Annotated in this window: 30 protein-coding genes; 20 read left to right on the top strand and 10 right to left on the bottom strand. The window is 67.3% G+C overall.

The annotated features are described in order from the left end of the window. From hisS to G3W89_RS19100, 14 genes are all read left to right on the top strand, one after another. Positions 1 to 1,311 (top strand): histidine--tRNA ligase, encoded by a 1,311-nt coding sequence (gene hisS, locus G3W89_RS19165; RefSeq protein WP_162575668.1) that lies wholly within the window; start codon positions 1 to 3, stop codon positions 1,309 to 1,311. A 6-nt stretch (positions 1,312 to 1,317) separates the two neighbouring features. Continuing rightward, complete coding sequence (locus G3W89_RS19160) at positions 1,318 to 2,007, top strand: YfgM family protein (RefSeq protein WP_162575667.1); 690 nt, start codon at positions 1,318 to 1,320, stop codon at positions 2,005 to 2,007. Then, positions 2,004 to 3,149 (top strand): outer membrane protein assembly factor BamB, encoded by a 1,146-nt coding sequence (gene bamB / locus G3W89_RS19155; RefSeq protein WP_162575666.1) that lies wholly within the window; start codon positions 2,004 to 2,006, stop codon positions 3,147 to 3,149. The genes G3W89_RS19160 and bamB overlap by 4 nt, the downstream gene beginning before the upstream one ends. 25 nt (positions 3,150 to 3,174) lie before the next feature. Beyond that, positions 3,175 to 4,518, top strand: coding sequence for a ribosome biogenesis GTPase Der (gene der, locus G3W89_RS19150; protein ID WP_162575665.1), 1,344 nt, complete (start codon positions 3,175 to 3,177; stop codon positions 4,516 to 4,518). A 192-nt stretch (positions 4,519 to 4,710) separates the two neighbouring features. Continuing rightward, on the top strand, positions 4,711 to 4,956 hold the full coding sequence (gene hfq / locus G3W89_RS19145) for an RNA chaperone Hfq (RefSeq protein ID WP_162575664.1): 246 nt from the start codon (positions 4,711 to 4,713) through the stop codon (positions 4,954 to 4,956). Between the two features lie 52 nt (positions 4,957 to 5,008). Then, a complete protein-coding gene (gene hflX / locus G3W89_RS19140) occupies positions 5,009 to 6,199 on the top strand; it encodes a GTPase HflX (RefSeq protein ID WP_162575663.1) in 1,191 nt (396 codons plus the stop codon). A gap of 52 nt (positions 6,200 to 6,251) precedes the next feature. Beyond that, positions 6,252 to 7,583 (top strand): FtsH protease activity modulator HflK, encoded by a 1,332-nt coding sequence (hflK, locus tag G3W89_RS19135; protein WP_162575662.1) that lies wholly within the window; start codon positions 6,252 to 6,254, stop codon positions 7,581 to 7,583. Between the two features lie 13 nt (positions 7,584 to 7,596). Continuing rightward, positions 7,597 to 8,499: a protease modulator HflC gene (hflC, locus tag G3W89_RS19130; RefSeq protein ID WP_162575661.1), complete on the top strand. Its 903-nt coding sequence runs from the start codon at positions 7,597 to 7,599 to the stop codon at positions 8,497 to 8,499. A gap of 15 nt (positions 8,500 to 8,514) precedes the next feature. Next, positions 8,515 to 8,703, top strand: a complete 189-nt coding sequence (locus G3W89_RS19125; protein WP_068685938.1) for a DUF2065 domain-containing protein — start codon at positions 8,515 to 8,517, stop codon at positions 8,701 to 8,703. Positions 8,704 to 8,777: 74 nt separating this feature from the next. Further along, positions 8,778 to 9,929: an ATP phosphoribosyltransferase regulatory subunit gene (locus tag G3W89_RS19120; RefSeq protein WP_162575660.1), complete on the top strand. Its 1,152-nt coding sequence runs from the start codon at positions 8,778 to 8,780 to the stop codon at positions 9,927 to 9,929. Between the two features lie 19 nt (positions 9,930 to 9,948). Beyond that, entirely contained in the window at positions 9,949 to 11,280 is a 1,332-nt protein-coding gene (locus tag G3W89_RS19115; protein ID WP_162575659.1) for an adenylosuccinate synthase, read from the top strand. A 35-nt stretch (positions 11,281 to 11,315) separates the two neighbouring features. Next, positions 11,316 to 11,840: a phosphoribosyltransferase gene (locus G3W89_RS19110; protein WP_162575658.1), complete on the top strand. Its 525-nt coding sequence runs from the start codon at positions 11,316 to 11,318 to the stop codon at positions 11,838 to 11,840. 68 nt (positions 11,841 to 11,908) lie between these two features. Then, the gene (locus tag G3W89_RS19105; protein ID WP_162575657.1) at positions 11,909 to 13,102 is read left to right on the top strand and encodes a cystathionine beta-lyase; all 1,194 of its coding nucleotides are present in this window, start codon (positions 11,909 to 11,911) and stop codon (positions 13,100 to 13,102) included. A 69-nt stretch (positions 13,103 to 13,171) separates the two neighbouring features. Then, a complete protein-coding gene (locus G3W89_RS19100) occupies positions 13,172 to 13,375 on the top strand; it encodes a hypothetical protein (RefSeq protein ID WP_162575656.1) in 204 nt (67 codons plus the stop codon). 93 nt (positions 13,376 to 13,468) lie between these two features. On the opposite strand, the gene G3W89_RS19095 is transcribed toward G3W89_RS19100, so the two are convergent. Then, complete coding sequence (locus G3W89_RS19095) at positions 13,469 to 14,089, bottom strand: arylesterase (RefSeq protein WP_162575655.1); 621 nt, start codon at positions 14,087 to 14,089, stop codon at positions 13,469 to 13,471. Positions 14,090 to 14,141: 52 nt separating this feature from the next. Here G3W89_RS19095 and G3W89_RS19090 point away from each other — a divergent pair, with 52 nt between their 5' ends. After that, complete coding sequence (locus tag G3W89_RS19090) at positions 14,142 to 14,840, top strand: ABC transporter ATP-binding protein (RefSeq protein ID WP_162575654.1); 699 nt, start codon at positions 14,142 to 14,144, stop codon at positions 14,838 to 14,840. A gap of 34 nt (positions 14,841 to 14,874) precedes the next feature. Further along, positions 14,875 to 15,624 carry a 23S rRNA (guanosine(2251)-2'-O)-methyltransferase RlmB gene (gene rlmB, locus G3W89_RS19085; protein ID WP_162575653.1) on the top strand — a complete coding sequence of 250 codons (750 nt, stop codon included), beginning with the start codon at positions 14,875 to 14,877 and terminating at the stop codon, positions 15,622 to 15,624. On the opposite strand, the gene G3W89_RS19080 is transcribed toward rlmB, so the two are convergent. From G3W89_RS19080 to G3W89_RS19050, 7 genes are all read right to left on the bottom strand, one after another. Next, entirely contained in the window at positions 15,625 to 15,888 is a 264-nt protein-coding gene (locus tag G3W89_RS19080; protein WP_162575652.1) for a hypothetical protein, read from the bottom strand. Positions 15,889 to 16,000: 112 nt separating this feature from the next. Beyond that, complete coding sequence (locus tag G3W89_RS19075; RefSeq protein WP_162575651.1) at positions 16,001 to 16,405, bottom strand: Hsp20/alpha crystallin family protein; 405 nt, start codon at positions 16,403 to 16,405, stop codon at positions 16,001 to 16,003. 13 nt (positions 16,406 to 16,418) lie between these two features. Continuing rightward, a complete protein-coding gene (locus G3W89_RS19070) occupies positions 16,419 to 16,859 on the bottom strand; it encodes an Hsp20/alpha crystallin family protein (RefSeq protein ID WP_162577550.1) in 441 nt (146 codons plus the stop codon). A gap of 234 nt (positions 16,860 to 17,093) precedes the next feature. Further along, complete coding sequence (locus G3W89_RS19065; RefSeq protein WP_162575650.1) at positions 17,094 to 17,264, bottom strand: SoxR reducing system RseC family protein; 171 nt, start codon at positions 17,262 to 17,264, stop codon at positions 17,094 to 17,096. 93 nt (positions 17,265 to 17,357) lie between these two features. Then, on the bottom strand, positions 17,358 to 18,326 hold the full coding sequence (locus G3W89_RS19060; RefSeq protein ID WP_162575649.1) for an aldo/keto reductase: 969 nt from the start codon (positions 18,324 to 18,326) through the stop codon (positions 17,358 to 17,360). A 19-nt stretch (positions 18,327 to 18,345) separates the two neighbouring features. Continuing rightward, positions 18,346 to 18,945 carry a chromate transporter gene (locus G3W89_RS19055; protein WP_162575648.1) on the bottom strand — a complete coding sequence of 200 codons (600 nt, stop codon included), beginning with the start codon at positions 18,943 to 18,945 and terminating at the stop codon, positions 18,346 to 18,348. 22 nt (positions 18,946 to 18,967) lie between these two features. After that, entirely contained in the window at positions 18,968 to 19,555 is a 588-nt protein-coding gene (locus tag G3W89_RS19050; protein WP_162575647.1) for a chromate transporter, read from the bottom strand. 89 nt (positions 19,556 to 19,644) lie between these two features. Here G3W89_RS19050 and G3W89_RS19045 point away from each other — a divergent pair, with 89 nt between their 5' ends. Then, on the top strand, positions 19,645 to 20,556 hold the full coding sequence (locus G3W89_RS19045) for a YihY/virulence factor BrkB family protein (RefSeq protein ID WP_162577549.1): 912 nt from the start codon (positions 19,645 to 19,647) through the stop codon (positions 20,554 to 20,556). Here the strand turns inward: G3W89_RS19045 and G3W89_RS19040 are convergent. Continuing rightward, the gene (locus G3W89_RS19040) at positions 20,553 to 21,104 is read right to left on the bottom strand and encodes a DUF924 family protein (RefSeq protein WP_162575646.1); all 552 of its coding nucleotides are present in this window, start codon (positions 21,102 to 21,104) and stop codon (positions 20,553 to 20,555) included. The genes G3W89_RS19045 and G3W89_RS19040 overlap by 4 nt on opposite strands. A 107-nt stretch (positions 21,105 to 21,211) precedes the next feature. Here G3W89_RS19040 and G3W89_RS19035 point away from each other — a divergent pair, with 107 nt between their 5' ends. From G3W89_RS19035 to G3W89_RS19025, 3 genes are all read left to right on the top strand, one after another. Further along, positions 21,212 to 21,661, top strand: coding sequence for a CHRD domain-containing protein (locus tag G3W89_RS19035; protein WP_162575645.1), 450 nt, complete (start codon positions 21,212 to 21,214; stop codon positions 21,659 to 21,661). Between the two features lie 28 nt (positions 21,662 to 21,689). Further along, the gene (locus G3W89_RS19030) at positions 21,690 to 22,928 is read left to right on the top strand and encodes a patatin-like phospholipase family protein (RefSeq protein WP_232076629.1); all 1,239 of its coding nucleotides are present in this window, start codon (positions 21,690 to 21,692) and stop codon (positions 22,926 to 22,928) included. Positions 22,929 to 23,043: 115 nt separating this feature from the next. Then, positions 23,044 to 23,826, top strand: a complete 783-nt coding sequence (locus G3W89_RS19025) for a 3-hydroxybutyrate dehydrogenase (protein WP_162575644.1) — start codon at positions 23,044 to 23,046, stop codon at positions 23,824 to 23,826. On the opposite strand, the gene G3W89_RS19020 is transcribed toward G3W89_RS19025, so the two are convergent. Continuing rightward, on the bottom strand, positions 23,816 to 24,790 hold the full coding sequence (locus G3W89_RS19020) for a bifunctional helix-turn-helix transcriptional regulator/GNAT family N-acetyltransferase (protein WP_443083179.1): 975 nt from the start codon (positions 24,788 to 24,790) through the stop codon (positions 23,816 to 23,818). The two genes, G3W89_RS19025 and G3W89_RS19020, sit on opposite strands and share 11 nt — an antisense overlap. Positions 24,791 to 24,857 lie beyond the last annotated feature (67 nt).

Raw genomic sequence — 24,857 nt, 5'->3', positions numbered from 1 at the left:
ATGGCTGACAAATTGAATGCCGTCAAAGGCATGAACGACACCTTGCCGCCGGAATCGGCGCGCTGGGAATGGCTCGAGGGCGTCGTGCGCGAGCTGATGTCGCGCTTCGCCTACCGGAACATCCGCACGCCAGTTTTGGAGCACACGGCGCTGTTCGTGCGCGGAATCGGCGAGGTGACGGATATCGTCGAGAAGGAGATGTATTCCTTCCACGACCGCTCGGACAAGTATGGCGACAACGACCACCTGACCCTGCGTCCGGAGAACACCGCCGGCATCGTGCGCGCCGCGATCGAGCACAACATGCTCTACGACGGCGGCAAGCGCCTGTGGGCCATCGGCCCGATGTTCCGGCGCGAGAAGCCACAGCGCGGGCGCTTCCGCCAGTTTCACCAGATCGATGTCGAGGCGCTGGGCTTCGCCGGGCCCGATGTCGATGCCGAGCTGGTCCTGCTGGCCAACGCACTGTGGAAGGCCCTCGGGCTGACCGACGTACGGCTGGAGATCAACAGCCTCGGTCAGCCGGCCGAGCGCGCGCTGCACCGCGCACAACTGGTCGCGCACTTCGAGGCGCATGCCGATCAGCTCGACGAAGACGGCAGGCGCCGCCTGCACAGCAATCCGCTGCGCATCCTCGACACGAAGAATCCGGCGATGAAGGCGCTGGTGGAAGCTGCGCCGAAGCTGATCGACTTCCTGGGAGCCGAGTCGCTGGCGCACTTCGACGGCCTGAAGGCCATCCTCGACGCCAACGGCATCGCCTATACGGTCAACCCGCGCCTGGTGCGCGGCCTCGACTACTACAACCTGAGCGTCTTCGAGTTCGTGACCGACCGCCTCGGCTCGCAGGGCACGGTATGCGCCGGCGGGCGCTACGACGGTCTGTTCGAGCAGCTCGGCGGCAAGCCCGCGCCCGCGGTCGGCTGGGCCATCGGCGTGGAGCGCGTGCTCGAGCTGCTGAAGGAGCAGGGCACTGTCGTCCCCACCCCTGCGCCGGACGCCTACGCCGTGGTGCCGGACAGGGCCGCAATGCCGATTGCGCTGCGCACGCTGCAGCAGCTGCGCGAATCCGGCGTGCGGGTGCAGATGCACGCAGCCACCGCGGACGGTCTGGGTAGCTTCAAGTCTCAGTTCAAGAAGGCCGACAGCAGCGGTGCGGCCTACGCACTGGTCTTCGGCGCCGACGAACTGGCGCGCGGCGAGCTCACGGTGAAGGCGTTGCGCGACGGCACGGGAGCCCAGACGGCGCGTCCGCTGGCCGATCCGGCTGGTTGGGCCGCCACCCTACAATCGCCGGCTTCCAAGAACTGACAGCACATGGCCACCCATCTCGACCTCGAAGAACAGGAACAGCTCGATCAGCTCAAGCATTTCTGGAACACCTACGGCACGCTGATCACCTGGGTCGTTGTGCTGGCGGCCGGCGCCTTTCTGGCCTGGACCGGCTGGCAGTACTGGCAGCGTGAACAGGCGGCGCGCGCGTCGGCGCTCTACGACGAGCTCGAGCGCGGCGCACAGGCCGGCGATACGGCCCGCGTCGAGCGCGCGCTCGCCGACATGAAGAGCAAGTTTGCAGGCACGGCCTATGCCCAGCAGGGCGGCCTGCTGGCCGCTCGCGTGTTGTACGAGAAGGGCAACGCCGAGGCCTCGCGCACTGCGCTGGCCTGGGTGGCAGAGCATGGCACCGACGCCGGCTACCAGGCGGTGGCCAGGCTGCGCCTGGCGGGCGAGCTGCTCGAGACCAAATCCTACGACGAGGCGCTCAAGCAGCTCTCGGCCGGCATGCCCAAGGAATTCGAGGCCCTCGCGGCCGACCGCAGGGGCGACATCTACATGCGCCAGGGCAAGCGCGAGGAGGCCAAGGCGGAATACCGCAAGGCCTGGGCCGCCTTCGACCCGGGTAACGAGTACCGCCGACTGGTCGAGATCAAGCTCAACGCGGTCGGTGTCGACCCCAAGAGCCTGGCTTCGGCCGGCACCGCATCTTCCGCCAAGAACACACCATGAATTTCAGCCAGCGTTCGATGCTTCCCGCCTCCTTCCTGCGCGCCACGGCCGCTGCGCTCGTCGTCGCCACGCTCGCGGCCTGCTCGGGCACCGCCAAGCCCAAGCCGGCCGAACTGCCGCCCAACCCGGCGGTGCTCGGAGTGCGGCAGGCCTGGAGCATCCGCATCCCGAAGGTGGCGTTCCCGCTCACGACGGACGTGAGCGGCGACAGGGTGACGGTGGCTTCGAGCGACGGCACGGTGACCATGATCGATGCCCGCTCGGGCCAGGAGTCCTGGCGTGCCAGCGTGGGCGTTCCGCTGTCTGCCGGCGTGGGGAGCGACGGTTCGCTGGTGGCGGTGATCACCACCGACAACGAACTCGTCGCCCTTCAGGGCGGCAAGGTGCTGTGGCGGCAGCGGCTTCCGGCCCAGTCGTACACGGCGCCGCTGGTGGCCGGCCGCCGCGTCTTTGTGCAGAGCGCGGACCGCACGACTACCGCGTGGGATGGCCAGAGCGGGCGCCGCCTGTGGTCGCAGCAGCGCACCGCCGAGAACCTCGTGCTGAAGCGGCCCGGCGTGCTGATCGCCGTCGGCGACACGCTGGTGACCGGTGTCGGCGGCCGACTGGTCGGCATCAACCCGTCCAACGGCACCTCGCGCTGGGAAGCGCCGATTGCCGCACCGCGCGGCACCAACGACGTCGAGCGCCTGGTTGACCTGACCGGAAGCGTGAGCCGCGTCGGCGACTCGGTCTGCGCGCGCGCCTACTACGCCAGCGTCGGCTGCGTCGACACCTCGCGCGGCACCTTGCTGTGGAGCAAGCCGGCCAGTGGGGCCGACGGTATTTCCGGCGACGACCGCTTCATCTACGGCACCGAAGACAACGGCAACGTGGTGGCCTGGCGCCGTGATAACGGCGAGCGCGCCTGGCAGATCGAGCGTTTCAAGTACCGCACGCTGACCGCGCCGCTCGCGGTGGGGCGCTCGCTGATCATCGGCGACGCCGCAGGCCTCGTGCATGTGGTCTCGCGAGAGGACGGCGCGCTGCTCAATCGGCTCACGCCCGACGGCTCCCCGATCGCAGCGGCACCTGTGCTCTCGGGCAATACGGTCGTGGTCGTGACCCGCAACGGCGGCGTCTTCGGCTACCGGCCTGAGTAGAACGTAGAACGGCAGGCGCTCGACCATGAAACCCGTCATTGCATTGGTCGGGCGCCCCAACGTCGGCAAATCGACGCTGTTCAATCGCCTGACCCAGACGCGCGACGCCATCGTTGCCGACTTTGCCGGCCTCACGCGAGACCGCCACTACGGCAACGGCCGCCAGGGCAGGTACGAGTTCATCGTCATCGACACGGGCGGCTTCGAGCCCGACGCGGGCAGCGGCATCTACAAGGAAATGGCCAAGCAGACGCGACAGGCGGTGGCCGAGGCCGACGTGGTGATTTTCGTGGTCGATGCGCGCGAGGGGGTGTCGGCGCAGGACCACGACATCGCCAACGAGCTGCGCCGCCTCGGCAAGCCTTGCGTGCTGGCGGCCAACAAGGCCGAAGGCATGAAGGACAATGCGCGCCTCGCCGAGTTCTACGAACTGGGCTTCGGCGAGGTGCATGGCGTCTCGGCCGCGCATGGTCAGGGCATCCGCGGGCTGGTCGAGCTCGCGCTCGACCCGTTGGCGCTGCCCGAGGCGGACGACGAGGACGAGGAAGAAGACGTCAACAAGCCGATCAAGCTGGCCGTCGCGGGCCGGCCCAACGCTGGCAAGTCCACCCTGATCAACACCTGGCTCGGCGAGGAGCGGCTGGTCGCCTTCGATCTGCCCGGCACCACGCGCGACGCGATCTCCGTGCCGTTCGAGCGCAACGGACAGCGCTTCGAACTCATCGACACCGCAGGCCTCAGGCGAAAGGGCAGAGTGTTCGAGGCGATCGAGAAGTTCTCGGTGGTCAAGACCCTGCAGGCCATCGAGTCCGCCAATGTCGTGCTGCTCCTGATCGACGCCACCGAGGGCGTTACCGACCAGGACGCCCACATCGCCGGCTATATCCTGGAGAGCGGCCGCGCGGTGGTGATCGCGATCAACAAGTGGGATGCGGTCGACAGCTACCAGCGCGAGCAGATCCAGCGCCAGATCGAAACCCGGCTGGCCTTCCTGAAGTTCGCCTCCCTGCACTTCATCTCGGCCACCCGGCGCCAGGGGCTGGGCCCGCTGTGGCAGGCCATCGCACAGGCGCACAAGTCGGCCACTCGCAAGATGTCGACGCCGGTGCTCACGCGGTTGCTGCTCGAGGCCGTGCAGTTCCAGACACCGAAGAAGGCCGGCATGTTCCGGCCCAAGCTGCGCTATGCCCACCAGGGGGGCATGAATCCGCCGGTGATCGTCATTCATGGCAACTCGCTGGAGCATGTCACCGAGGCCTACCGGCGCTTTCTCGAGGGACGCTTCCGCAAGGAGTTCGATCTGGTCGGCACGCCGTTGCGCATCGAGTTCAAGACCTCCCACAATCCGTATGCCGACAAGGAAGGCTGAGTGCCCGCGGGTGGCGTCGCGCGTGCTGCATTTCGGGGCGTGCCGGGCGGCACGAGCCGTGCGGCCGGCCGAAGTTCCGTCTTTCCTCCAGTGCCGTTATTTTTCGCGGGCCATTCAGGTTTCGTGCTGCAGTGCGGAAGTGCTGTGTTAAGGTGACCGCTCCAACAACTACTCTTGAACACGGAGAATATCGTGAGCAATAAAGGGCAACTTCTACAAGACCCCTTTCTGAATACCTTGCGTCGAGAGCACGTGCCGGTTTCCATCTATTTGGTCAACGGCATCAAGCTGCAAGGGCAGATCGAGTCTTTCGATCAATACGTCGTGTTGCTTCGCAATACGGTGACCCAGATGGTCTACAAGCATGCCATCTCTACCATCGTGCCAGGTCGGGCAGTCAACTTCTCGGCGACCGAGAACGACGAAGCTGCTGCCTGAGTGCACGGAGCGCGGCGGCTCGCCCGCCGCGCTTTTTCCCAGTTGATTCCGCTTGTCTGAACTGAATTCCCGGAAAGACGGCGCCGTCATCCTCGTCGGCGTCGATTTCGGGTTGCCCCATTTCGACGGTGAACTCGAGGAACTCGGACTGCTCGCGCAAACAGCGGGCCTTGCGCCGGTCGCGCGCCTGGTCGCCAAGCGCCGGGCCCCCGATGCGGCCCTGTTCGTCGGCAGCGGCAAGGCCACCGAGATCCGCGAGTTGGCCGAACTGCACGGCGCCAGCGAGGTGATCTTCGATCAGGCACTGAGCCCGGCGCAGCAACGCAACCTCGAGCGTCAGCTCGGCGTGGCGGTGTACGACCGCACCTTCCTGATTCTCGAGATCTTCGCCCAGCGCGCGCGCTCCCACGAGGGCAAGCTGCAGGTCGAGCTGGCGCGGTTGCAATACCTCAGCACGCACCTGGTGCGCCGCTGGTCTCACCTGGAGCGCCAGCGTGGCGGCATCGGTGCGCGCGGTGGTCCGGGCGAGACCCAGATCGAGCTCGACCGCCGCATGATCGGCGATGCCATCCGGCGCACCCGCGAACGGCTCGCCAAAGTGCAGCGCCAGCGCGGCACCCAGCGCCGCCAGCGTGAGCGGCGCGACACCTTCAACATCTCGCTGGTCGGCTACACCAACGCCGGCAAGTCCTCGCTGTTCAATGCGTTGGTGAAGGCGCGCGCCTATGCAGCCGACCAGCTGTTCGCCACGCTCGACACCACGACACGGCACCTGTATCTCGGCGATGCACGGCGAAAGGTGTCGATCTCCGACACGGTGGGCTTCATCCGCGAGCTGCCGCACGGGCTGATCGACGCCTTCAAGGCCACCTTGCAGGAAGCCGTCGATGCCGATCTGCTGCTGCACGTGGTGGATGCTTCCAACCCGCACCATCCGGAGCAGATGGGCGAGGTGCAGTCGGTGCTGCGGGAGATCGGCGCCGACACGGTGCCGCAGCTCCTGGTCTTCAACAAGCTCGATGCCCTCGACGACACGCAACGGCCCCTGTCGCTCGTTGACGAGATCGAAGTCGATGGCGTGCAGGTGCCGCGCATGTTCCTGAGCGCCCACACGGGCGAGGGCGTGGCAGCGCTGCGGGCCGAGCTCGGGCGGCGCGCGCCTTCGGTGAGCGGGGCCATGACCCCAGAGTCGGACGCCGAATTGCACGGTCCTCCCGACGGCTTGGCACAATCGCCTCACTGACCAGAGAAGAGACCGAATGAATGCAAAGCCAGTGTGGAGACGATTTCAGGACATGTTCAACCTGAATGATGGACGTTGGGGCCGCGGCGACGAGCCGTCCTCGAACGGGGATCGTCCCAATGCCAATCGTCCCGACGACGACTCCGGATCTTCCGGCAATAGCAACCGACCGCGCGGCCAGGGGCCCAATCAGGGCCCGCCTGACCTCGACGAGCTCTGGCGCGACTTCAACCGCAAGCTCGGTGGCCTGTTCGGCGGCGGGCGCGGCGGCAACGGCGGCCGTCCGAACGGGGGCAATGGCGGCAACGGCCTCAAGCCCGACATGAAGAATGCCGGGGTCGGCCTGGGCCTGGTAGCGGCGGTCGCCGTGCTGATCTGGCTGGGCACCGGCTTCTTCATCGTCAATGAAGGCCAGCAGGCCGTGATCACGCAGTTCGGCCGCTACAAGACCACCGTGGGCGCGGGCTTCAACTGGCGGCTGCCATACCCGATCCAGCGCCACGAGATCGTGGTCGTGACGCAAATCCGCTCGATCGACGTCGGCCGTGACTCGATCGTGCGCTCGACCGGTCTGCGCGAGTCGGCCATGCTGACCGAAGACGAGAACATCGTCGAGATCAAGTTCGCCGTGCAGTACCGCCTGAGCGACGCCCGTGCATACCTTTACGAGAGCAAGACGCCGACCGACACCGTGGTGCAGGTGGCCGAGACCGCGGTTCGCGAGGTGGTCGGCAAGATGAAGATGGATGCGGCGCTCGCCGAGGAACGCGACCAGATCGCCCCACGCGTGCGCACACTGATGCAGACCATCCTGGACCGCTACAAGGTGGGCATCGAGGTGGTGGGCATCAACCTGCAGCAGGGCGGGCTGCGTCCACCGGAACAGGTGCAAGCCGCCTTCGACGACGTGCTCAAGGCTGGCCAGGAACGCGAGCGCGCCAAGAACGAGGCGCAGGCCTATGCCAACGATGTGGTGCCGCGCGCCACCGGTACCGCCTCGCGGCTGAAGGAGGAGTCGGAAGCGTACAAGGCGCGGATCATCGCGCAGGCGCAGGGCGACGCGCAGCGCTTCAGCTCGGTGCTCGCCGAGTACCAGCGGGCGCCCCAGGTCACGCGCGACCGCATGTACACCGATGCCATGCAGCAGATCTACAGCAATACGACCAAGGTGCTGGTCGATTCCAAGCAGGGATCGAACCTCCTCTACCTGCCGATCGACAAGCTGATGCAGATGTCCGGCCAGAGCGGGGCCGGCGCGCCCGCCGATGGCGCCAACCCGAACGTGGCCGGCACGGCGCCGCCCCAGTCCTCGGTGATCCCCGTCGTCCCCCCGGGCGATGCGCGTGCACGCGATGGCCGCTCGCGCGACCGCGACGTGCGCTGAGGAGCAACACAGCATGAACAGACTAGGCTTCATCGTATCGTCGATCCTTGTGGCGCTGGCGCTCCTGAGCTCCACGCTCTTCGTGGTCGACCAACGCCAGTTCGGCGTCGTCTATGCCCTCGGCCAGATCAAGGAAGTGATCACCGAGCCCGGCTTGAATTTCAAGCTGCCGCCGCCTTTCCAGAACGTGTCGTACATCGACAAGCGCCTGCTCACCCTGTCCAGCCTCGATCCCGAGCCCATGCTCACGCTCGAGAAGCAGCGCGTGGTGGTCGACTGGTACGTGCGCTGGCGCATCACCAACCCTTCGGAATACATCCGCAACGTCGGCCTCGACGAGAACGCGGGCGCCGTGCAACTCAACCGCGTGGTGCGCAACGCCTTCCAGGAGAACGTCAACAAGCGCACGGTGCGCGACCTGATCTCCACCCGGCGTGAGGCCCTCATGAACGACGTGCAGCGCGAGATGCTCGCGGTGGTGAAGGGCGCGAAGCCCTGGGGCATCGACATCATCGATGTGCGCGTCACGCGTGTCGACTATGTCGAGGCGATCACCGAATCGGTCTACCGCCGCATGGAGGCCGAGCGCAAGCGCGTGGCGAACGAACTGCGCTCGACCGGCTTCGCCGAAGGCGAGAAGATCCGCGCTGACGCCGACCGGCAGCGCGAGGTGATCGTTGCCAATGCCTACCGCGACGCCCAGAAGATCAAGGGCGAGGGCGATGCCCGCGCCGCGTCGGCCTATGCCGAGGCCTTCGGCCGCGACCCGCAGTTCGCGCAGTTCTACCGCAGCCTCGATGCCTACAAGCAGAGCTTCAACAAGAAGAGCGACGTGATGGTCCTGGACCCCTCGTCGGACTTCTTCCGGGCGATGCAGAGCTCGGGTGGCACAGCAGCGGCGGCGGGGCGGCGCTAGGCGCAGCGTTCGGGCGTGAGCGCAGAGACGTTCTGGAGCGCACTGGCACTCGTGCTGGTGATCGAGGGGCTCCTGCCCTTCGTGTCGCCCGGCGGCTGGCGGCGCGGCTTTGGCCAGCTCATGCAGCTGCGGGACGGGCAGCTGCGCTTCTTCGGCTTGTGCAGCATCTTGCTGGGGCTCTTCCTGCTCTGGGTCCTGGCCTGAGTCCCCGGTCCTCCGCGGGCGAACGGGCTCCGGTGGCCCGGTAGAATCCGGTTTTAACCACGCCCCCGCTCCCCATGTCCGCCTGGGTCCTCCCGGATCACATTGCCGATGTGCTGCCCTCCGAGGCGCGTCACATCGAAGAACTTCGACGCCAGTTGCTCGACACGGCCCGTGGCTACGGCTACGAACTCGTGATGCCGCCGCTCCTCGAGCACCTGGAATCCCTGCTGTCCGGCACCGGAGAGGCGCTGGACCTGCAGACCTTCAAGCTGGTCGATCAGCTCTCCGGGCGCAGCATGGGTCTGCGTGCCGACACAACGCCGCAGGTCGCGCGTATCGACGCCCACCTGCTCAATCGCCACGGCGTGGCCCGCCTCTGCTATTGCGGGCCGGTGGTGCACACCCGGCCCGACCGTCCGCACGCGACCCGCGAGCCGCTCCAGTTCGGCGCTGAGATCTACGGCCATGGCGGGCTCGAAGCCGACACCGAGGTGCTGCGCCTCGCGCTCGACTGCCTTCGTGCGGCCGACGTCAGGAATTCCGTCATCGTCGACCTGGCCGATGCGCGCATCGTGCGTGCGCTGCTCGCCGGCGTGCCGGTCGACTCGGACGCCATTGCGCGCGTCCATGCCGCCCTGGCCGCCAAGGACGCGAGCAGCCTGCGCGAGCTCACCGCGGGCTTTCCTGCCGTCTCGCGGGAGGGCCTGCTCGCGCTGGTGCATCTTTATGGCGATGCCGCGGTGCTCGACGAAGCGGCCAAGACCCTGCCCGACACGGCCGGCATGCGCCAGGCACTCGCCGACCTCAAGCAACTGGCACGGCGGCTGGATGGCGCCCGCGTGAGCTTCGACCTGGCCGACCTGCGCGGTTATGCCTACTACAGCGGCATGCGTTTCGGCATTTACACCGAGGGCGCGAGCGACGCGCTGGTACGTGGCGGGCGCTACGACGAGGTGGGCGCGGTGTTCGGGCGCAATCGCCCGGCCGTCGGCTTCAGCCTCGACGTGCGTGGGCTGGTGGGCGTGCTGCCCGTCCGGCCCCTTCGCGCCGCGATCCGCGCGCCATGGAGCGACGCCCCGGGCCTCGGCGAGACCATCGCGGCCCTGCGCAGCCGGGGCGAGACCGTGGTCTGCGTTCTGCCCGGTCACGAGAGCGAGATCGACGAATTCCACTGCGACCGCGAGCTGATCGAGCGCGCCGGGCAGTGGAAAGTCCAAGCCATCTGAATCTGAAAAGCGAAGCATCATGAGCGTTACCACCGGACGAAACGTCGTCGTCGTCGGCACCCAATGGGGCGATGAAGGCAAGGGCAAACTGGTCGACTGGCTGACCGAGAGCGCGCAGGGGGTCGTGCGTTTCCAGGGCGGTCACAACGCGGGCCACACGCTGGTCATCAACGGCGTGAAGACGGCGCTGCACCTGATCCCCAGCGGCATCATGAGGCCCGGTGTCAAGTGCTACATCGGCAATGGCGTGGTGCTGTCGCCGGCCAAGCTCTTCGAGGAGATCGCGGGGCTGGAGAAAGCGGGTGTCGAGGTCCGTTCGCGCCTGCGCATCAGCGAGGCCTGCCCGCTGATCCTGCCCGTGCATGCGGCGCTGGACATTGCGCGCGAAGCCTACCGCGAGAAGGGCGGCATCGAGAAGATCGGCACCACCGGCCGCGGCATCGGCCCGGCGTACGAGGACAAGATCGCTCGGCGTGCCCTGCGCGTGCAGGACCTCAAGCACCCGGAGCGCTTCGCTGCCAAGCTGCGCGTGCTGCTCGAGCTGCACAACCACGTACTCACCCAGGTGCTGGGTGCGCCCGCGATCGAGTTCGATCCCGTCTATGACGAGGCGATGCGCCACGCAGAGCTGCTCAAACCCATGATGGCCGACGTCTCGCGCGAGCTCAACGACGCTCATCGCGCGGGCGCCAACCTTCTGTTCGAAGGCGCGCAGGGCACATTGCTGGATGTGGACCATGGCACCTACCCCTACGTGACCTCCAGCAATTGCGTTGCCGGCAACGCAGCGGCCGGCGCGGGTGTCGGTCCCGGCATGCTGCACTACATCCTCGGCATCACCAAGGCGTACTGCACGCGCGTCGGCGGCGGGCCCTTCCCGACCGAGCTCGAATGGGACAAGCCCGGCACCGTCGGCTACCACCTGAGCACCGTCGGCGCCGAGAAGGGCGTGACCACCGGCCGCAGCCGCCGCTGCGGCTGGTTCGACGCCGCGCTGCTCAAGCGCTCAGCGCAGGTCAACGGGCTCTCCGGCCTGTGCATCACCAAGCTGGACGTGCTGGACGGCCTGAAGGAGCTGCAGCTGTGCACCGGCTACGAGCTGGACGGCGAGTACACCGACATCCTGCCGCTGGGCGCCGACGAGATCGAGCGCTGCACCCCCATCTACGAAAAGCTCGAAGGCTGGACCGAGAGCACCGTCGGCGTCACGCAGTACGACAAGCTGCCGGTCAACGCCCGGCTCTACCTGCAGCGCATCGAGCAGGTCACCGGCGTGCCGATCCACATGGTGTCGACGAGCCCGGACCGCGATCACACGATCATGATGCGGCACCCGTACCTTGCAGATTGAACAACGAACGACCGACCCAGAGGAGATCGCTTCCCATGCTGACTGAAGACGGCAAACACCTTTACGTGAGCTATGACGAGTACCACAACCTGATCGAAAAGCTCGCGATCAAGGTGCACCAGTCGGGCTGGCAGTTCGATACCATCCTGTGCCTGGCGCGCGGCGGCATGCGGCCTGGCGACGTGCTGTCGCGCATCTTCGACAAGCCGCTGGCCATCATGTCGACCAGTTCCTACCGGGCGGATGCCGGCACGATCCAGGGCCACCTCGACATCGCGCGCTACATCACGACGCCCAAGGGCGAGATCGCCGGCCGCGTACTGCTGGTGGACGACCTGGCGGACTCCGGCCATACGCTGCACGCGGTGGTGGAGATGCTCAAGAGCAACTACTCGCCGATCACCGAGCTGCGCAGCGCCGTCATCTGGACCAAGGCGCTGTCGACCTTCACGCCCGACTACTCGGTCGAGTACCTGCCCACCAATCCCTGGATCCACCAGCCCTTCGAGGGCTATGACTCGCTCGGTGCAGAGAAGCTGATCGAGAAGTGGTCGGTCTGAAGACGCCAAGGTCTCGCCGCTTGATCGTGGGGCGCGTGCGGCGGGCAGGCGTCGACTAGCATGGCGGCATGCCCAAGTCCATCACCGACCTGATCCACCACCCCTACAAGCCCCCTGCGAATTTCGCCGCGCCGCAGCCAGGCGTCTACAAGGCGTCGACTGTGTTCTTCGCCGATGTCGCGGCCATGCGCGCCCGCGACTGGAAGACCAAGGCCGGCTACACCTACGGCCTGCACGGCACGCCGACCACCTTCACGCTCGAGGAGCGGCTGGCCACGCTGGAAGGCGGCACCGAATGCCTGTTGGCACCCAGCGGCCTGGCGGCGATTGCGCTCGTGGCATTCGCCTTCCTGAAGACCGGCGACGAGGTGCTCCTGCCCGACAACGCCTATGGCCCGAGCAAGGCGCTATGCACCGGCGAGCTCGCCAACTTCGGCATCACGCACCGACTCTACGACCCGATGAATCCGGGCGATCTCGCGGCCAAGCTTTCCGAGCGAACCCGGCTCGTGTGGTTGGAGGCGGCAGGCTCGGTCACGATGGAGTTCCCGGACCTTCCGGCGCTGGTGGCGGCCTGCCGCGCCCGCGGCGTGCTCACGGCCCTGGACAACACCTGGGGCGCGGGCCTTGCCTTCGCCCCTTTCGACTTCCACGGCAGCGGGCAGGGCGTCGATATCTCGATCCAGGCGCTCACCAAGTATCCGAGCGGCGGCGGCGACCTGCTGATGGGCAGTGTCGTCACCCGCGACGATCGGCTGCACCGCGCCCTCAAGCTCAGCCACATGCGCATGGGCTTCGGCGTCGGTGTCGGCGACGTGGAGACGCTGCTTCGCTCGCTGCCCACCATCGCGCTGCGGTACGAGGCGCACGACCGCAGTGCACGCGAGCTGGCCCGCTGGCTCGCTGACCGCGCCGAGATCGCGCAGGTGCTGCATCCCGCGCTCGAAAGCTCGCCGGGCCATGCGCACTGGCTGCGGCTGTGCGGCGCCACCGACCTGGCGGCCGGCCTGTTCTCGGTGGTGTTCGACGATCGCTACAGCGCAGCGCAGGTCGACCGTTTCTGCGACAGCCTGAAGCTCTTTCGCCTCGGCTATTCCTGGGGCGGACCGATCAGCCTGGTCGTGCCCTACGACATCGGCCTGATGCGCGACTCCGGCGTCTCGCACTGGCCGCACAAGGGCACGCTGGTGCGCTGCTCGGTCGGACTCGAGGAGGCCGAGGACCTGCGCGCCGACCTGGAGCAGGCACTCGCGGCGCTCTGAAACCGCCCGGTTATCGCGTACAGTGGGGAACGCGCAGTCACCGGGACTGCCTTTCAGGAAGGAGTAAACGTGGCAACACCGAACTACGGCTACGAGAAGCGTCAGAAGGAGTTGGCCAAGAGGAAGAAGAAAGAAGAAAAGGCGCGCGAAAAGGCAGCTCGCAAGCTGAACCCCAGCAGCGAAGGCCTCGCGCCGGGCGACCCCGAGACCGATGTCGCCTCGCTGGAACGCGATCCGCCTACCGTGCCGGATCTGCCAACCAAGGACGGCTGAGCCGCTCCGACACCGCTCGGCACCCCGATCAGTGGAAAAAAGCCGCCGCAAGCGATGCCTGCAGCGGCTTTTTTCATGGCCGTCGCTTGACTCTCACTTCAGCGAAAGCAGCTTGCGCAGCGCCGGCCACACGTTGTCCAGCATGCGTGGCTGAGCAGCGGCGGTGGGATGGATGCGATCGGGCTGGAACAGCGTCGCCGCATCGGCACCATCGGCCACGCCTTTCAGCAGAAAGGGTGCCAACGCCGCCTTGGTGTTGCTGGCCACCTTGGCGAAGATGGCTTCGAAGCGCCGCGTGTAGTCGCTGCCATAGTTCGGAGGCACCTGGATGCCGACGATCAGCACCTGGGCACCGGCGGCGTGTGCCGCCTTGGTCATCTGGGTGAGGTTGTCCTCGGTACCCGCGAGCGGCAGCCCGCGCAGAGCATCGTTGCCACCCAGCTCGAGCACCACGTGGGTCGGCTTGTGCTGCGACAGCAGCCCCGCCAATCGCGCCCGGCCGCCGGCCGTGGTGTCGCCGCTGATGCTGGCATTGACGACCGTGGCGTCGATCTTCTGTTCGGCCAGCCGCTTCTCGAGCAAGGGGACCCAGCCCTCGCCGCGCTTGAGGCCGTACTCGGCGGAAAGCGAGTCCCCGACGACCAGGATCACCGCCTTGCGGCCGGCATGGGACTGGGCCTGGGCGATCGGCCAATGCCCCGCGAAACCGGCCATGGTGCCGGTCAAGATAAAGTGACGTCGATTCACCACGCGCAAACCCTTTTCAATGTCCTCGATCCCACCCGCAGCCATTGTCGCCGTCGAACATGTTTTCAAGTCGGTCACCGACTCCGCCGGCACGCTGGATATTCTGCAGGACATCGACTTCACATTGGGCGAGCGCGAGACCGCGGCCATCGTCGGCGCCTCCGGCTCGGGCAAGAGCACGCTGCTGTCGATCGTCGCCGGACTGGACACGCCGACGCGAGGCACCGTCAAGCTGGCCGGCGAGGACCTGTTCGCCATCGACGAAGACGAGCGTGCCGCACTCAGGGCCCGCAAGGTCGGCTTCGTGTTCCAGAGCTTCCAGCTGCTGGGCAATCTCAGCGCCCTCGAGAACGTGATGCTGCCGCTCGAGCTGGCCGACCGTCGCGACGCGCGCAAGGCCGCGACCGAAATGCTGGGGCGCGTCGGCCTCGCCCAGCGCCTCAACCACTACCCCAAGGTCCTGTCCGGCGGCGAGCAACAGCGCGTTGCGCTGGCCCGCGCCTTCGTGGTCCAGCCAGCGCTGCTGCTGGCGGACGAGCCCACCGGAAGCCTGGACTTTGCCACCGGCGAGCAGGTGATGCGCTTGATGTTCGACCTCAACCGCGAACTCGGCACCACGCTCGTGCTGGTCACGCACGACCGCGGGATCGCCGACCGGTGCGAGCGGCGCATCACCATCGAGGCAGGGCGCGTGGGCTTCGACGACCAGGGCGTCTAGGACCGCCCGCGGGGCGGGCTCGATAATCCCCGCCATGTCTTCTCCCAAAGTGATCTTCGGCTTCCACGCCGTGGGCGTGCGCATCAAGACCGCGCCGCAATCGGTGATCGAAGTGTTGTTCGACGCCAGCCGGCGCGATGCGCGCATGCGCCAGTTCGTCACTCGCGCGCAGGAGGCCGGCGTGCGCCTGATCGAGGCCGACGGCTTGCGCCTCGCCAAGCTCAGCGGCAGCCATGGCCACCAGGGCGTCGCGGCGCGGGTACAGCCGATCGCCCAGACGCGTTCTCTCGATGAACTGCTCGAAGACCTAGAGGCTGGCGGCACGATGCCGCTGCTGCTGGTGCTCGACGGCGTCACCGATCCGCACAACCTCGGTGCCTGCCTGCGCGTCGCCGACGGCGCCGGCGTGCATGCGGTGGTCGCCCCCAAGGACCATGCCGCGGGCATCAACGCCACCGTGGCCAAGGTTGCGAGCGGCGCCGCCGAGACCGTGCCCTACTTCATGGTGACCAACCTGGCGCGCACACTGAACGAGCTGAAGGAGCGCAACATCTGGTGCGTGGGCACCAGCGACGATGCGCCCAGGACGCTCTACCAGAGCGATTTCCGGCGGCCCCTGGCGCTGGTGCTGGGCGCCGAGGGCGAGGGCATGCGCCAGCTCACCCGCAAGACCTGCGATGAACTGGTGCGCATCCCGATGGCGGGGGCAGTCGAAAGCCTCAACGTCTCGGTGGCGAGCGGTGTGTGCCTCTACGAGGCAATGCGGCAGCGCAGCGCGGGCTGATCACAGGCTGGCGAAGCCGGTCTCGCCCGAGTGATCGCGTGCCTTCCAGTCGTCGACCCAGGCCTTCGCCTTGCGCTCCAGCGCGTCGGAGGCACTCGCGGCGTCGTCAAAGCGGCCGGTCAAGGCAACGCGGCACTTGTGCTCTCCATCGCGCCACAGATCCGCGTGGCCGGAGGACTGCCCTTCGACTTTTACTTCGTTCAGCCACACGCGGACCTCCCACGCCTCGTAAACGAAGCGCTTGACCTCGCCGTCATCGTTCATTGCCTGCATTCCTCGCTCCGCTTTTTTCTGACCACGGATCCGGACGACAGCTTAACCCTCGGGGGCTCCCTCCGGGTGGTCCTTGCGCCCGGAGGGAGCGAAGCCCCGCCCGTCAGTTCACTTCGACCTCGATGCGCCTCGGCTGTGCCTGGGCCACCTTGGGGATGCGCAGGCTCAGCACACCGCGTGCCAGCTCGGCCGAAACCTTCCCGGTGTCGAGCTCCTTGCTCAAGGTGAAGACTCGGTGAAAGCGCGCGAGGCCGACCTCCGTGTGGCTCGACTGCAGCTTCTCCGGCACGCTCAGATTCGATTCTGCATCGATGGTGAGCGTGTCGGACTCCACCTGCAGATGGAGCTTCTCCTTCGAAACGCCGGGAAGGTCTGCATACAGCGTGATGCCGGTGGCGTCCTCCACCACGTCGACGGGCGGCGTCAGCGCCGCTTGGCCGTAGCCCGGCCTGTCTTTCCGGGCGTCGGTGGAGGGGGTGTTCGAGCGAACAGTGTCAACGTCGTTCATGTCGCTGCTCCTTTCATTGGATCGTGATGCGGCGCGGCTGCGCGGACGCACGCCGCTGGACGGTGACGTGCAGGACGCCATCGCGATAGTCGGCCTTGATCGCCTCCGGGTCGGCATCGTCCGGCAGGGTCAGCATGCGCCGGAAACTGCCTGCGAAGCGCTCGTTGATGTGCACGGTGGACTTCGAGTCCTCCGACGACGGCAGGGTGGACGGGCGCTCGCCGGACACCGTCAAGAGACCGCGGTCGAGCTGGATGTCGATCTTGGCCGGATCGAGGCCAGGGGCGAAGGCGTAGATCTCGATCGTCTGCGGCGTGCCGCCGACATTCAGTGCGGGGAACCCGCCGCGTCCCAGACCCCGGATGCTGGGTGACAGATCGAAGGCCTGCTGCATTTCGCGTTGCAGGCGATCCATCTCGGCGAACAGGTCGCGTGGAAACAAGGATCGATACATGGCGAAAACCTCCATTCGGTTGAACCAGATGGAGCGCCGGAGACGCTTCCGGCGCTTCCGGGGGAGGAATTAGGAGCGCCTGCGAGGGATTTCAAGGGGCCGCGTCCGCGTTCGTGGTGCGGAAGGCGAGGGGCCAAGGCGATGGGGGTGGGCGATGGACGATGGGGCAGGGCACGGCGAGCCATGAGCCAGGCCCGTGGCGTTCTCTCTCGCCGCGCCGGCGATGCGAGGAGGCTAGGAAGGATCCTTGCTGCGCGTGCGCCCGACCGCGCTGAAGATGCCGATGCCCAGCAGGATCAGGGCGCCGATTCCGATATAGAGCGTCGGGACGCCGGCGACCGAAGCGCCCCATGCCACGCCAGCCAGGAAGAGTAGAAAACCGATCATGTAGAGCGCGAAGGACATGTTTTGTTTCTCCGTGTTGAAGATCGAAACAGTCTCCGCATCCGTCGGCAGGCAATGCAGGGGGCGGCGTCGCCAACGCGTGTCGGCGCGCGCCTACCCGTGCCGTGCGGTTTCGGCGCTCGCTTCTCCGAGCAACGCGATCGCCTCGGGGTCGAGCGTCAACTGCGCCGCGCCGACCAGTTCTTCGAGCTGCTGCAACGACGTGGCGCTCGCGATCGGTGCCGTGATGGACGGCCGGGCGATCTGCCACGCGAGCGCCACCTGGCCCGGCGTCGCGCGGTGCATCGCGGCCACCTCGTCGAGCGCGGCCAGGATGCGCAGCCCGCGCGGGTTCAGGTACTTCTTCGTCGTGCTGGCGCCGCGCGCGCTCTTGGCGGCATCGGCCTCGCTGCGGTACTTGCCGGTGAGGAAACCGGCCGCGAGCGCGTAGAAGTTGATCACGCCGACGCCGCGCTCGAGGCACAACGGCTCCAGCGCCTCCTCGAAGACCGCGCGGTCGTACAGGTTGTAGAGCGGCTGCAGGCTTTCGTAGCGCGGCAGGCCCTCGCGCTCGGCCACGTCCAATGCCTCGGCCAGCCGCGGCGCGCTGTAGTTCGAGGCGCCAATGGCGCGCACCTTGCCGGCCTTGATCAGCTCGGCGAAGGCACCCAGTGTGTCGGCCAGCGGCGTGTCGGCGTCGTCCTCGTGCGACTGGTAGAGGTCGATGTGGTCGGTCTGCAGGCGCTTGAGCGAGGCGTCCACGGCCTGGCGGATGTAGGCGGGCGACAGACCTTTTCTGCCCTCGCCCATGCGCATGCCGACCTTGGTCGCCAGCACCACCCGGTTGCGCTTGCCGCCCTGGCGGAGCCACTTGCCGATGATCGTTTCCGACTCGCCACCGCTGTGGCCCGGCACCCAGTGCGAGTAGACGTCGGCGGTGTCGACGAAGTTGAATCCGGCATCGAGCCAGGCATCGAGCAGGCGGAACGAGACCTTCTCGTCCGCCGTCCAGCCGAAGACATTGCCGCCGAAAGCCAGGGGCGAGACATCGAGGCCGGAGCGGCCGAGTGGGCGAAGTTGCATGGGAGTTCTTCCAGGGAAATCAGACGATGCCAAAGGCGCCGAGCAGGGCCCCGGCCGCCAGCAGCCACAGCAGGTGGATGCGGGTGCGCCAAACGATAAACGCCACCGCGCCGCTCAGCAGCCAGAGGTGCCACGCGGGCGCGTTGCCGCCATGGTTACCTGCCGCCAGCACCCAGCCGGTGGCGACCAGCAGGCCGACGACCACCGGTGCCATGCCCTGCTTGAAGGCACGGACCCCGCGCCGCTCGCGGTTGCGGTGGCCCCAGCGGGTTGCGACATAGGTCAGGGTGGTGCTCGGCACCATGATGCCGAGCATGGTGATGGCGAGGCCGAGCAGGCCCAGCGCCCAGGCCCGAGGGCCGGCGCCGATGCCGCCGCCGGCGTTGATGCCGACGTTCCATCCCATCAGCGCGACGAAGAGCACGTTGGGGCCCGGTGCCGCCTGGGCGATCGCGACCGAGGAGCTGAACTGCGCGTCCGTCAGCCAGCCGTGCCGGTCGACGAGGTAGCGGTGCATGTCGGGCACGGTCGTGATGGCGCCGCTGATCGACATCATCGACAGCATCAGGTACTGCCCGAACAAGCCTAGCCAGTCGTGCCAGTGCATCACGATGGTCATGAGGGTCCCGGCCCGGCGATGCTCATGGTGCAATCCTCTTCCAGGTCCAGACGCACGCGGCGCCGCCGACCACCAGCAGCACCCAGCCCAGGGGGATGCGCATGAGCGCGATTGCGCCGAAGACCAGCGCCACGATGCCGAGGCACACGCCGATGCCCAGCGGATGCCGCTTCAGCGCCGGCATGAGCTTGATGCCGGTGGCCGCGATCAGCCCCCCCGCCACCGCCCCCATGCCGCGCAGTGCCCCGGCAACCTGCGGGTTCCCGGCATAGTTCGCGTAGAGCAGCGCCAGCATCAGGATGACGCCGAGCGGCACGGCCAGCATGCCGGCGACGGCGGCAATCGCGCCGCGCAGTCCGAAATGCCGGTCACCGATCATCAGGGCAAGGTTGATCACGTTCGGCCCAGGCAGCACCTGGGCCACGGCCCAGTCCTCGAGGAACTCGTCAGGCGTGAGCCAGCGCTTCTTCTCGACCATCTCGCGCTGCACGACGGCAAGCACGCCGCCGAAGCCCTGCAGCGCCAGCCAGGTGAAGGAAAAGAACAAGTCGCCAACGGAACGGGGCTGCGGTCGATCAAATTGCGCCGCGAGAGGAGGAGCCGGATGCATCGCGCCCGATTATGGTCGCAGCCCGGTCCGGCGGAAGCGCTGGAACGGCGCTGACGCGCTCGCGCGCGCATGCTGCGACACTGGCGGGCATGCAGGTGCGCGCACTCCTCGATCTCTTCAAGCAGGCGGTTCTTTCATGGAAGGCCGACTACGCCCCGAGCATGGGCGCAGCGCTCGCCTACTACACGGTGTTCTCGGTGGCACCCCTCCTGCTGATCGTGATCTCCGTCGCGGGCCTGGTGTTCGGCCAGGAGGCCGCCCGCGGCGAGATCATGAACCAGCTGTCGGGCCTCATGGGCGAGCAGGGCGCGCGGGCGGTGCAAGGCATGCTGGAGGCCGTCAACAAGCCGAAGGAAGGCATCTTCGCGACGGTCGTCGGCCTCGCGCTGCTGCTGCTCGGCGCGAGCACCGTGTTCGGCGAACTGCAGGATGCGCTCGACCGCATCTGGCGCGCGCCGGCGCACGACACCGGCAAGGGCTTGTTCAATCTGCTGCGCGTGCGGCTCCTGTCCTTCAGCATGATCATGGGCATCGGCTTCCTGCTGATGGTCTCGCTGGTGGCGAGCGCGGCACTGGCGGCGCTGGGCAAGTGGTGGGCGCCGGTCTTCGGCGGCTGGGCCGCCCTGGCGCAGGCGGTCAACTTCCTCTTCAGCTTCGTCATGGTGACGGTGGCCTTCGCGCTGATCTACAAGATCATGCCGCGCGTGCGGGTGCAATGGCGCGACGTGTGGGTGGGCGCTGCAGTGACGGCGCTTCTCTTCACGGTCGGCAAGCATCTCATCGGCTTGTACATCGGCAAGACGGGCGTGGCCTCGGGCTATGGCGCCGCGGGCTCGCTGGTGGTGGTGCTGGTGTGGGTCTACTACTCTGCGCAGATCTTCCTGCTGGGGGCGGAGTTCACCTGGGTGTATGCGCACAAGTACGGGTCGCTGCGCCACGTGCAGCGGCCAGGCGCCCCGCCTTCGCCCACGCGCGAGCCGGCTGTGCGCAATGGCCGCTAGCCGGCGAAGCCGCCCTGGTCCAGGAAGGCCTGCTCCTGCGGCGTGGTCTCGCGCCCGAGCATCGGATTGCGATGCGGAAAGCGCCCGAAGCGCGCGATGATGTCGCGATGCAGCAGCGCAAAGCGTTGCGTGTTGGCGTCGAGCGCGGCGTTCAGCGCGACCGAGCGCTCCTGGTCTTCAATGGACTCGGAATGCATGAACGGCAGGTAGAAGAAGGGCCGCAGCACATCGTCGACCTGCCGGTCGTGCCCGGCTTCGATGGCTGCGCGCGCAATCGCGCGGGCCTTGCCGTCGGTAGCGAACATGTGGGCGCTGCCGCGCCAGGCGTTGCGCGGGAACTGGTCCAGCAACACCAGCAGCGCCAGTGCGCCTTCGGGCTCTCGGGCCCAGGCGTCGAGGGCACCGGCGCCGGCGGCGTGGTGCGCTGCTTCGAAGCGCGCCTTGAACTCGGCATCGAAGGACTCGTCCTTCGTGAACCAGCGGGAGGGGCCGGCCTCGCGCCAAAAAGCGGCGACCTCCTGCGGGGAGGGGAGGGGAGCAGTCGTCATGCGCCGGATGATGCCATCGCCGGCCCACCAAAACGCGCTCGTGGCCGACACGTGCGGCAGCCTGCGTTGCCTATGCTGTCCGCTCCTACAACTATGGAGATCCGCTCATGAACCGAACTGCCACCCTCTTGCGCGCCGCCCTCGTGACCGGCGTGGCCACTGCCGCTCTCGCGGGCTGCGGCATGATGTCGAGGTCCGACACGGCGAGCTTCAGCGGCACCATGAACGCGGCCAGCGAGGTGCCTCCCAACATGACGCGCGGCAGCGGCCTGGCCGAAGCGTGGCTCAACAAGGACACCAATGTCCTCAAGTACAAGATCAGCTACACCGGACTGAGCGGCCCGGCCACGGCGGCGCATTTCCATGGTCCCGCCTCTGCCGGCGCGAACGCGGGCGTGGTGCTTCCCTTCGCGAATCCTGCAAGCCCGATCGAAGGCCAGGCCACCCTGACTCCGGCCCAGGCCGCCGACCTGATGGCCGGCCGGTGGTACGCCAACATCCATACCGCCGCCAATCCGAATGGCGAGATCCGGGGACAACTGCTGCCCAAGATGTAAAGGCGCCGCGGTTCGGGAGGGGCGGTGCATGGTGTCCAATCGGCCCATGCGCACCATCACGCCCAGCAAGAAGACCAACGGTTCCCCCTCGCATCGTTCCATTCCCCGCGTCGACATCACCGCGGCCAGGAAGGCGCTGGTGCTGCAGGGCGGAGGCGCGCTCGGTGCCTACCAGGCCGGCGTCTATGCGGGGCTGTGCGAGAAGCACAAGGCATTGGACTGGGTCGCCGGCGTCTCCATCGGCGCGATCAATGCCGCCCTGATCGCCGGCAATCCGCCAGAGCTGCGCGTGGCGCGCCTGCGCGAGTTCTGGGACCTCTTGTCCTCGGGTCCTGCGCAACGGCTACCTCCGGGCTGGGGCGACCGCGCGCTCTTCAACCAGTGGAGCGCCAACTCGACGGCGATGTTCGGGGTACCGGGCTTCTTCAAGCCGCGGAACAACCCCGTGCTGCTGCTCGGCGGCGCGGCGCCGGTGCTGAGCTACTACGACACCTCGCCGCTGAAGTCCACGCTCGAACGGCTGGTGGACTTCGATCGCATCAACGATTGCGACATCCGCTTGAGCGTCGGCGCGGTCAACGTGCGCAGCGGCAACTCGGTCTATTTCGACAACACCCGGCAGCGCATCGGCCCCGAGCACATCATGGCCAGCGGCGCGCTGCCGCCCGGCTTCGCACCCGTGCACATCGACGGCGAGGACTACTGGGATGGCGGCATCGTTTCCAACACGCCGCTGCAGTACGTGCTCGACACCCATCCGCGCACCGAGCCGCTGCTGGTGCTGCAGGTGGATCTCTTCAGTGCTCGCGGCATCATGCCTCGCACCTTGGCCGAGACCCTGGAACGGCAGAAGGACATCACCTATTCCAGCCGCACCCGCATGAACACCGACGCGCTGGCCTCGAACATGAACCTGCAGCAGGCCGTTGCCGACCTGATCGCCAAGCTGCCGGCTTCCCTGCGCAAAGACGCCAGCGTGGCTGCGGTGTGCGCGCAACTGACGCACCAGCCGATCGAGATCGTGCACCTGATCTATCGCGACAAGCCCTACGAGCTCGACTCCAAGGACTACGAGTTCTCCCGCGTCTCGGTCGACGAGCATTGGGAGGCCGGCCTGCGCGACATCCGCAACACGCTGGAGCACCCCGAACTGCTGCGCGCCGCGGCGCACGTCAATGGCGTCACCACCTTCGACCTCACCGAGGCCGACAAGCCGCGCGTGCGGCACCCGATGCGAGTGCCCGCGCTCCAGTCGGCGCCACAGTGAGTGGCCTGCGAGACCGGCGTGGTCAGCCTGGCCCAAGTTTCGTGAGCCACGCTCCGTCACCGGCAGGCCGCTTGCGCGTGCCATCCACCCCTACCCATCATCCAAAGGACATCCCATGCAACTCAAGGACAAGGTCGCCTTCATCACCGGTTCGGCCAGCGGCATCGGCAAGGAGATCGCTCTCGTGTTCGCGCAGGAAGGCGCCAAGGTCGTGATCGCCGATCTCAACAAGCAGGCGGCCGACGCGACCGCTGCCGAGCTCAACGAGCGCGGCGCGCAGGCCATCGGCGTCGGCGTCGACGTCACGAGCGAAGAGCAGGTCGATGCGGCTGTCGAGGAGGCAGCCCGAGCCTTCGGCGGCATCGACATCCTGATCAGCAATGCAGGCATCCAGATCGTGCACCCGGTGGAAGAGTTCAGCTTCGCCGACTGGAAAAAGATGCTCGCCATCCATCTCGATGGCGCCTTCCTCACCACCAAGGCGTGCCTCAAGCACATGTACGCGCAGGGCCGCGGCGGCAGCGTGATCTACATGGGCTCGGTGCACTCCAAGGAGGCCTCGCTGTTGAAGGCGCCCTATGTCACGGCCAAGCACGGCCTGATCGGGCTGGCCAAGACGGTGGCGAAGGAGGGCGCCAGGCACGGCGTGCGCGCCAACGTGATCTGCCCTGGCTTCGTGCGTACGCCACTGGTCGAGAAGCAGATCCCGGAGCAGGCCAAGACCCTGGGCATCACCGAGGAGCAGGTGATCAAGAACGTGATGCTCAAGGAGACGGTGGACGGCGAGTTCACCACCACCGAGGACGTGGCGCGCGTCGCGCTGCTGTTTGCCGCCTTCCCGACCAATGCGCTCACCGGACAGTCCCTGGTGGTGAGCCACGGTTGGTTCATGCAATAGGCCTTGGCTGGAGCTTAAGCTCCCAGGTCTCGCCCACCAACTGCTGGCCGAAGCCCTCGTAGGGTTCGGATTTCACCAGCTCGAAGCCACGCGTCGCGTAGATGTGACGTGCGGCCAGCAGGCAGCTGTTGGTCCACAGCACCATCTTCCTGTAGCCCTTGCGGCGCGCGAACCCAATGCATTCATCGGTCAGCCGCGCGCCCAGGCCGAGGCCGCGCGCCCGCGGCGCCAGGAGCAGGAGGCGCAGCTGTGCCACCGTCGCCGACTTGCGCACCAGGAACACGGCGCCCACGCGCTCGCCGTCGAGCTCGGCGATCCAGCAATGCTCCCATTCGGGCTCGAACTTGCGCAGGAACTCGCCCGCGATCTCGGCCACGAGCGCCTCGAACTCGCTGTTCCAGCCGTACTCGCGCGCATAGAGCTCGCCGTGCTGCTGCACCACCCAGCCGATATCGCCTGGACGCGGCTCGCGCAGCACCGCGGTGCGCGGCTTGGCCGGCGGATGGGCTTCGGGCTCGATCAGCGCCTGCACCGTGTGCATCGCATCGATCAACTGGCGCTTCTGAGGTGCCGTGAGCGAAGCGACCAGGGCATGGGCCTCATCGCGCGACTTCTGCTGCAGCGGGGCGAAAACGACGTGGCCCGCCTCGGTCAGGCGCAGCAGGCTCTGGCGCGCATCGCGTGGGTGCGTCTCGCGCGCGAGCCAGCCGGCGCTTTCGAAGCGCCGCAGGATCCGGCTGAGATAGCCGCCGTCCAGGCCCAGGTCTTTCGCGATCTCGCTGGCGACGGCGTGCTCGCGGTGCGCCAGCTCGTACAGCACCCGCACGTCGGTAAGGGACATGTCGCTGCCCAGGTAGGGGTCGAGCGCCCCGATGCGGCGGGTGTAGAAGCGGTTGAACTGGCGCACGGCCTTGACGGCGGCGACGTCTGGCGAGGCAGGGGAATCGACAGGCATAGGTGCCATTGTCAATCGATTGGTTGACTGAAGCAAGTAACCGCGTCCGCCTTTTGCTACGCAACATGGCCTCTTG

The sequence above is a fragment of the Variovorax sp. PBL-H6 genome, from assembly GCF_901827155.1.
Lineage (GTDB): Bacteria > Pseudomonadota > Gammaproteobacteria > Burkholderiales > Burkholderiaceae_C > Variovorax.
Note: the sequence above shows the minus strand (reverse complement) of the source record. Positions and strands in the feature narration are given on the sequence as shown.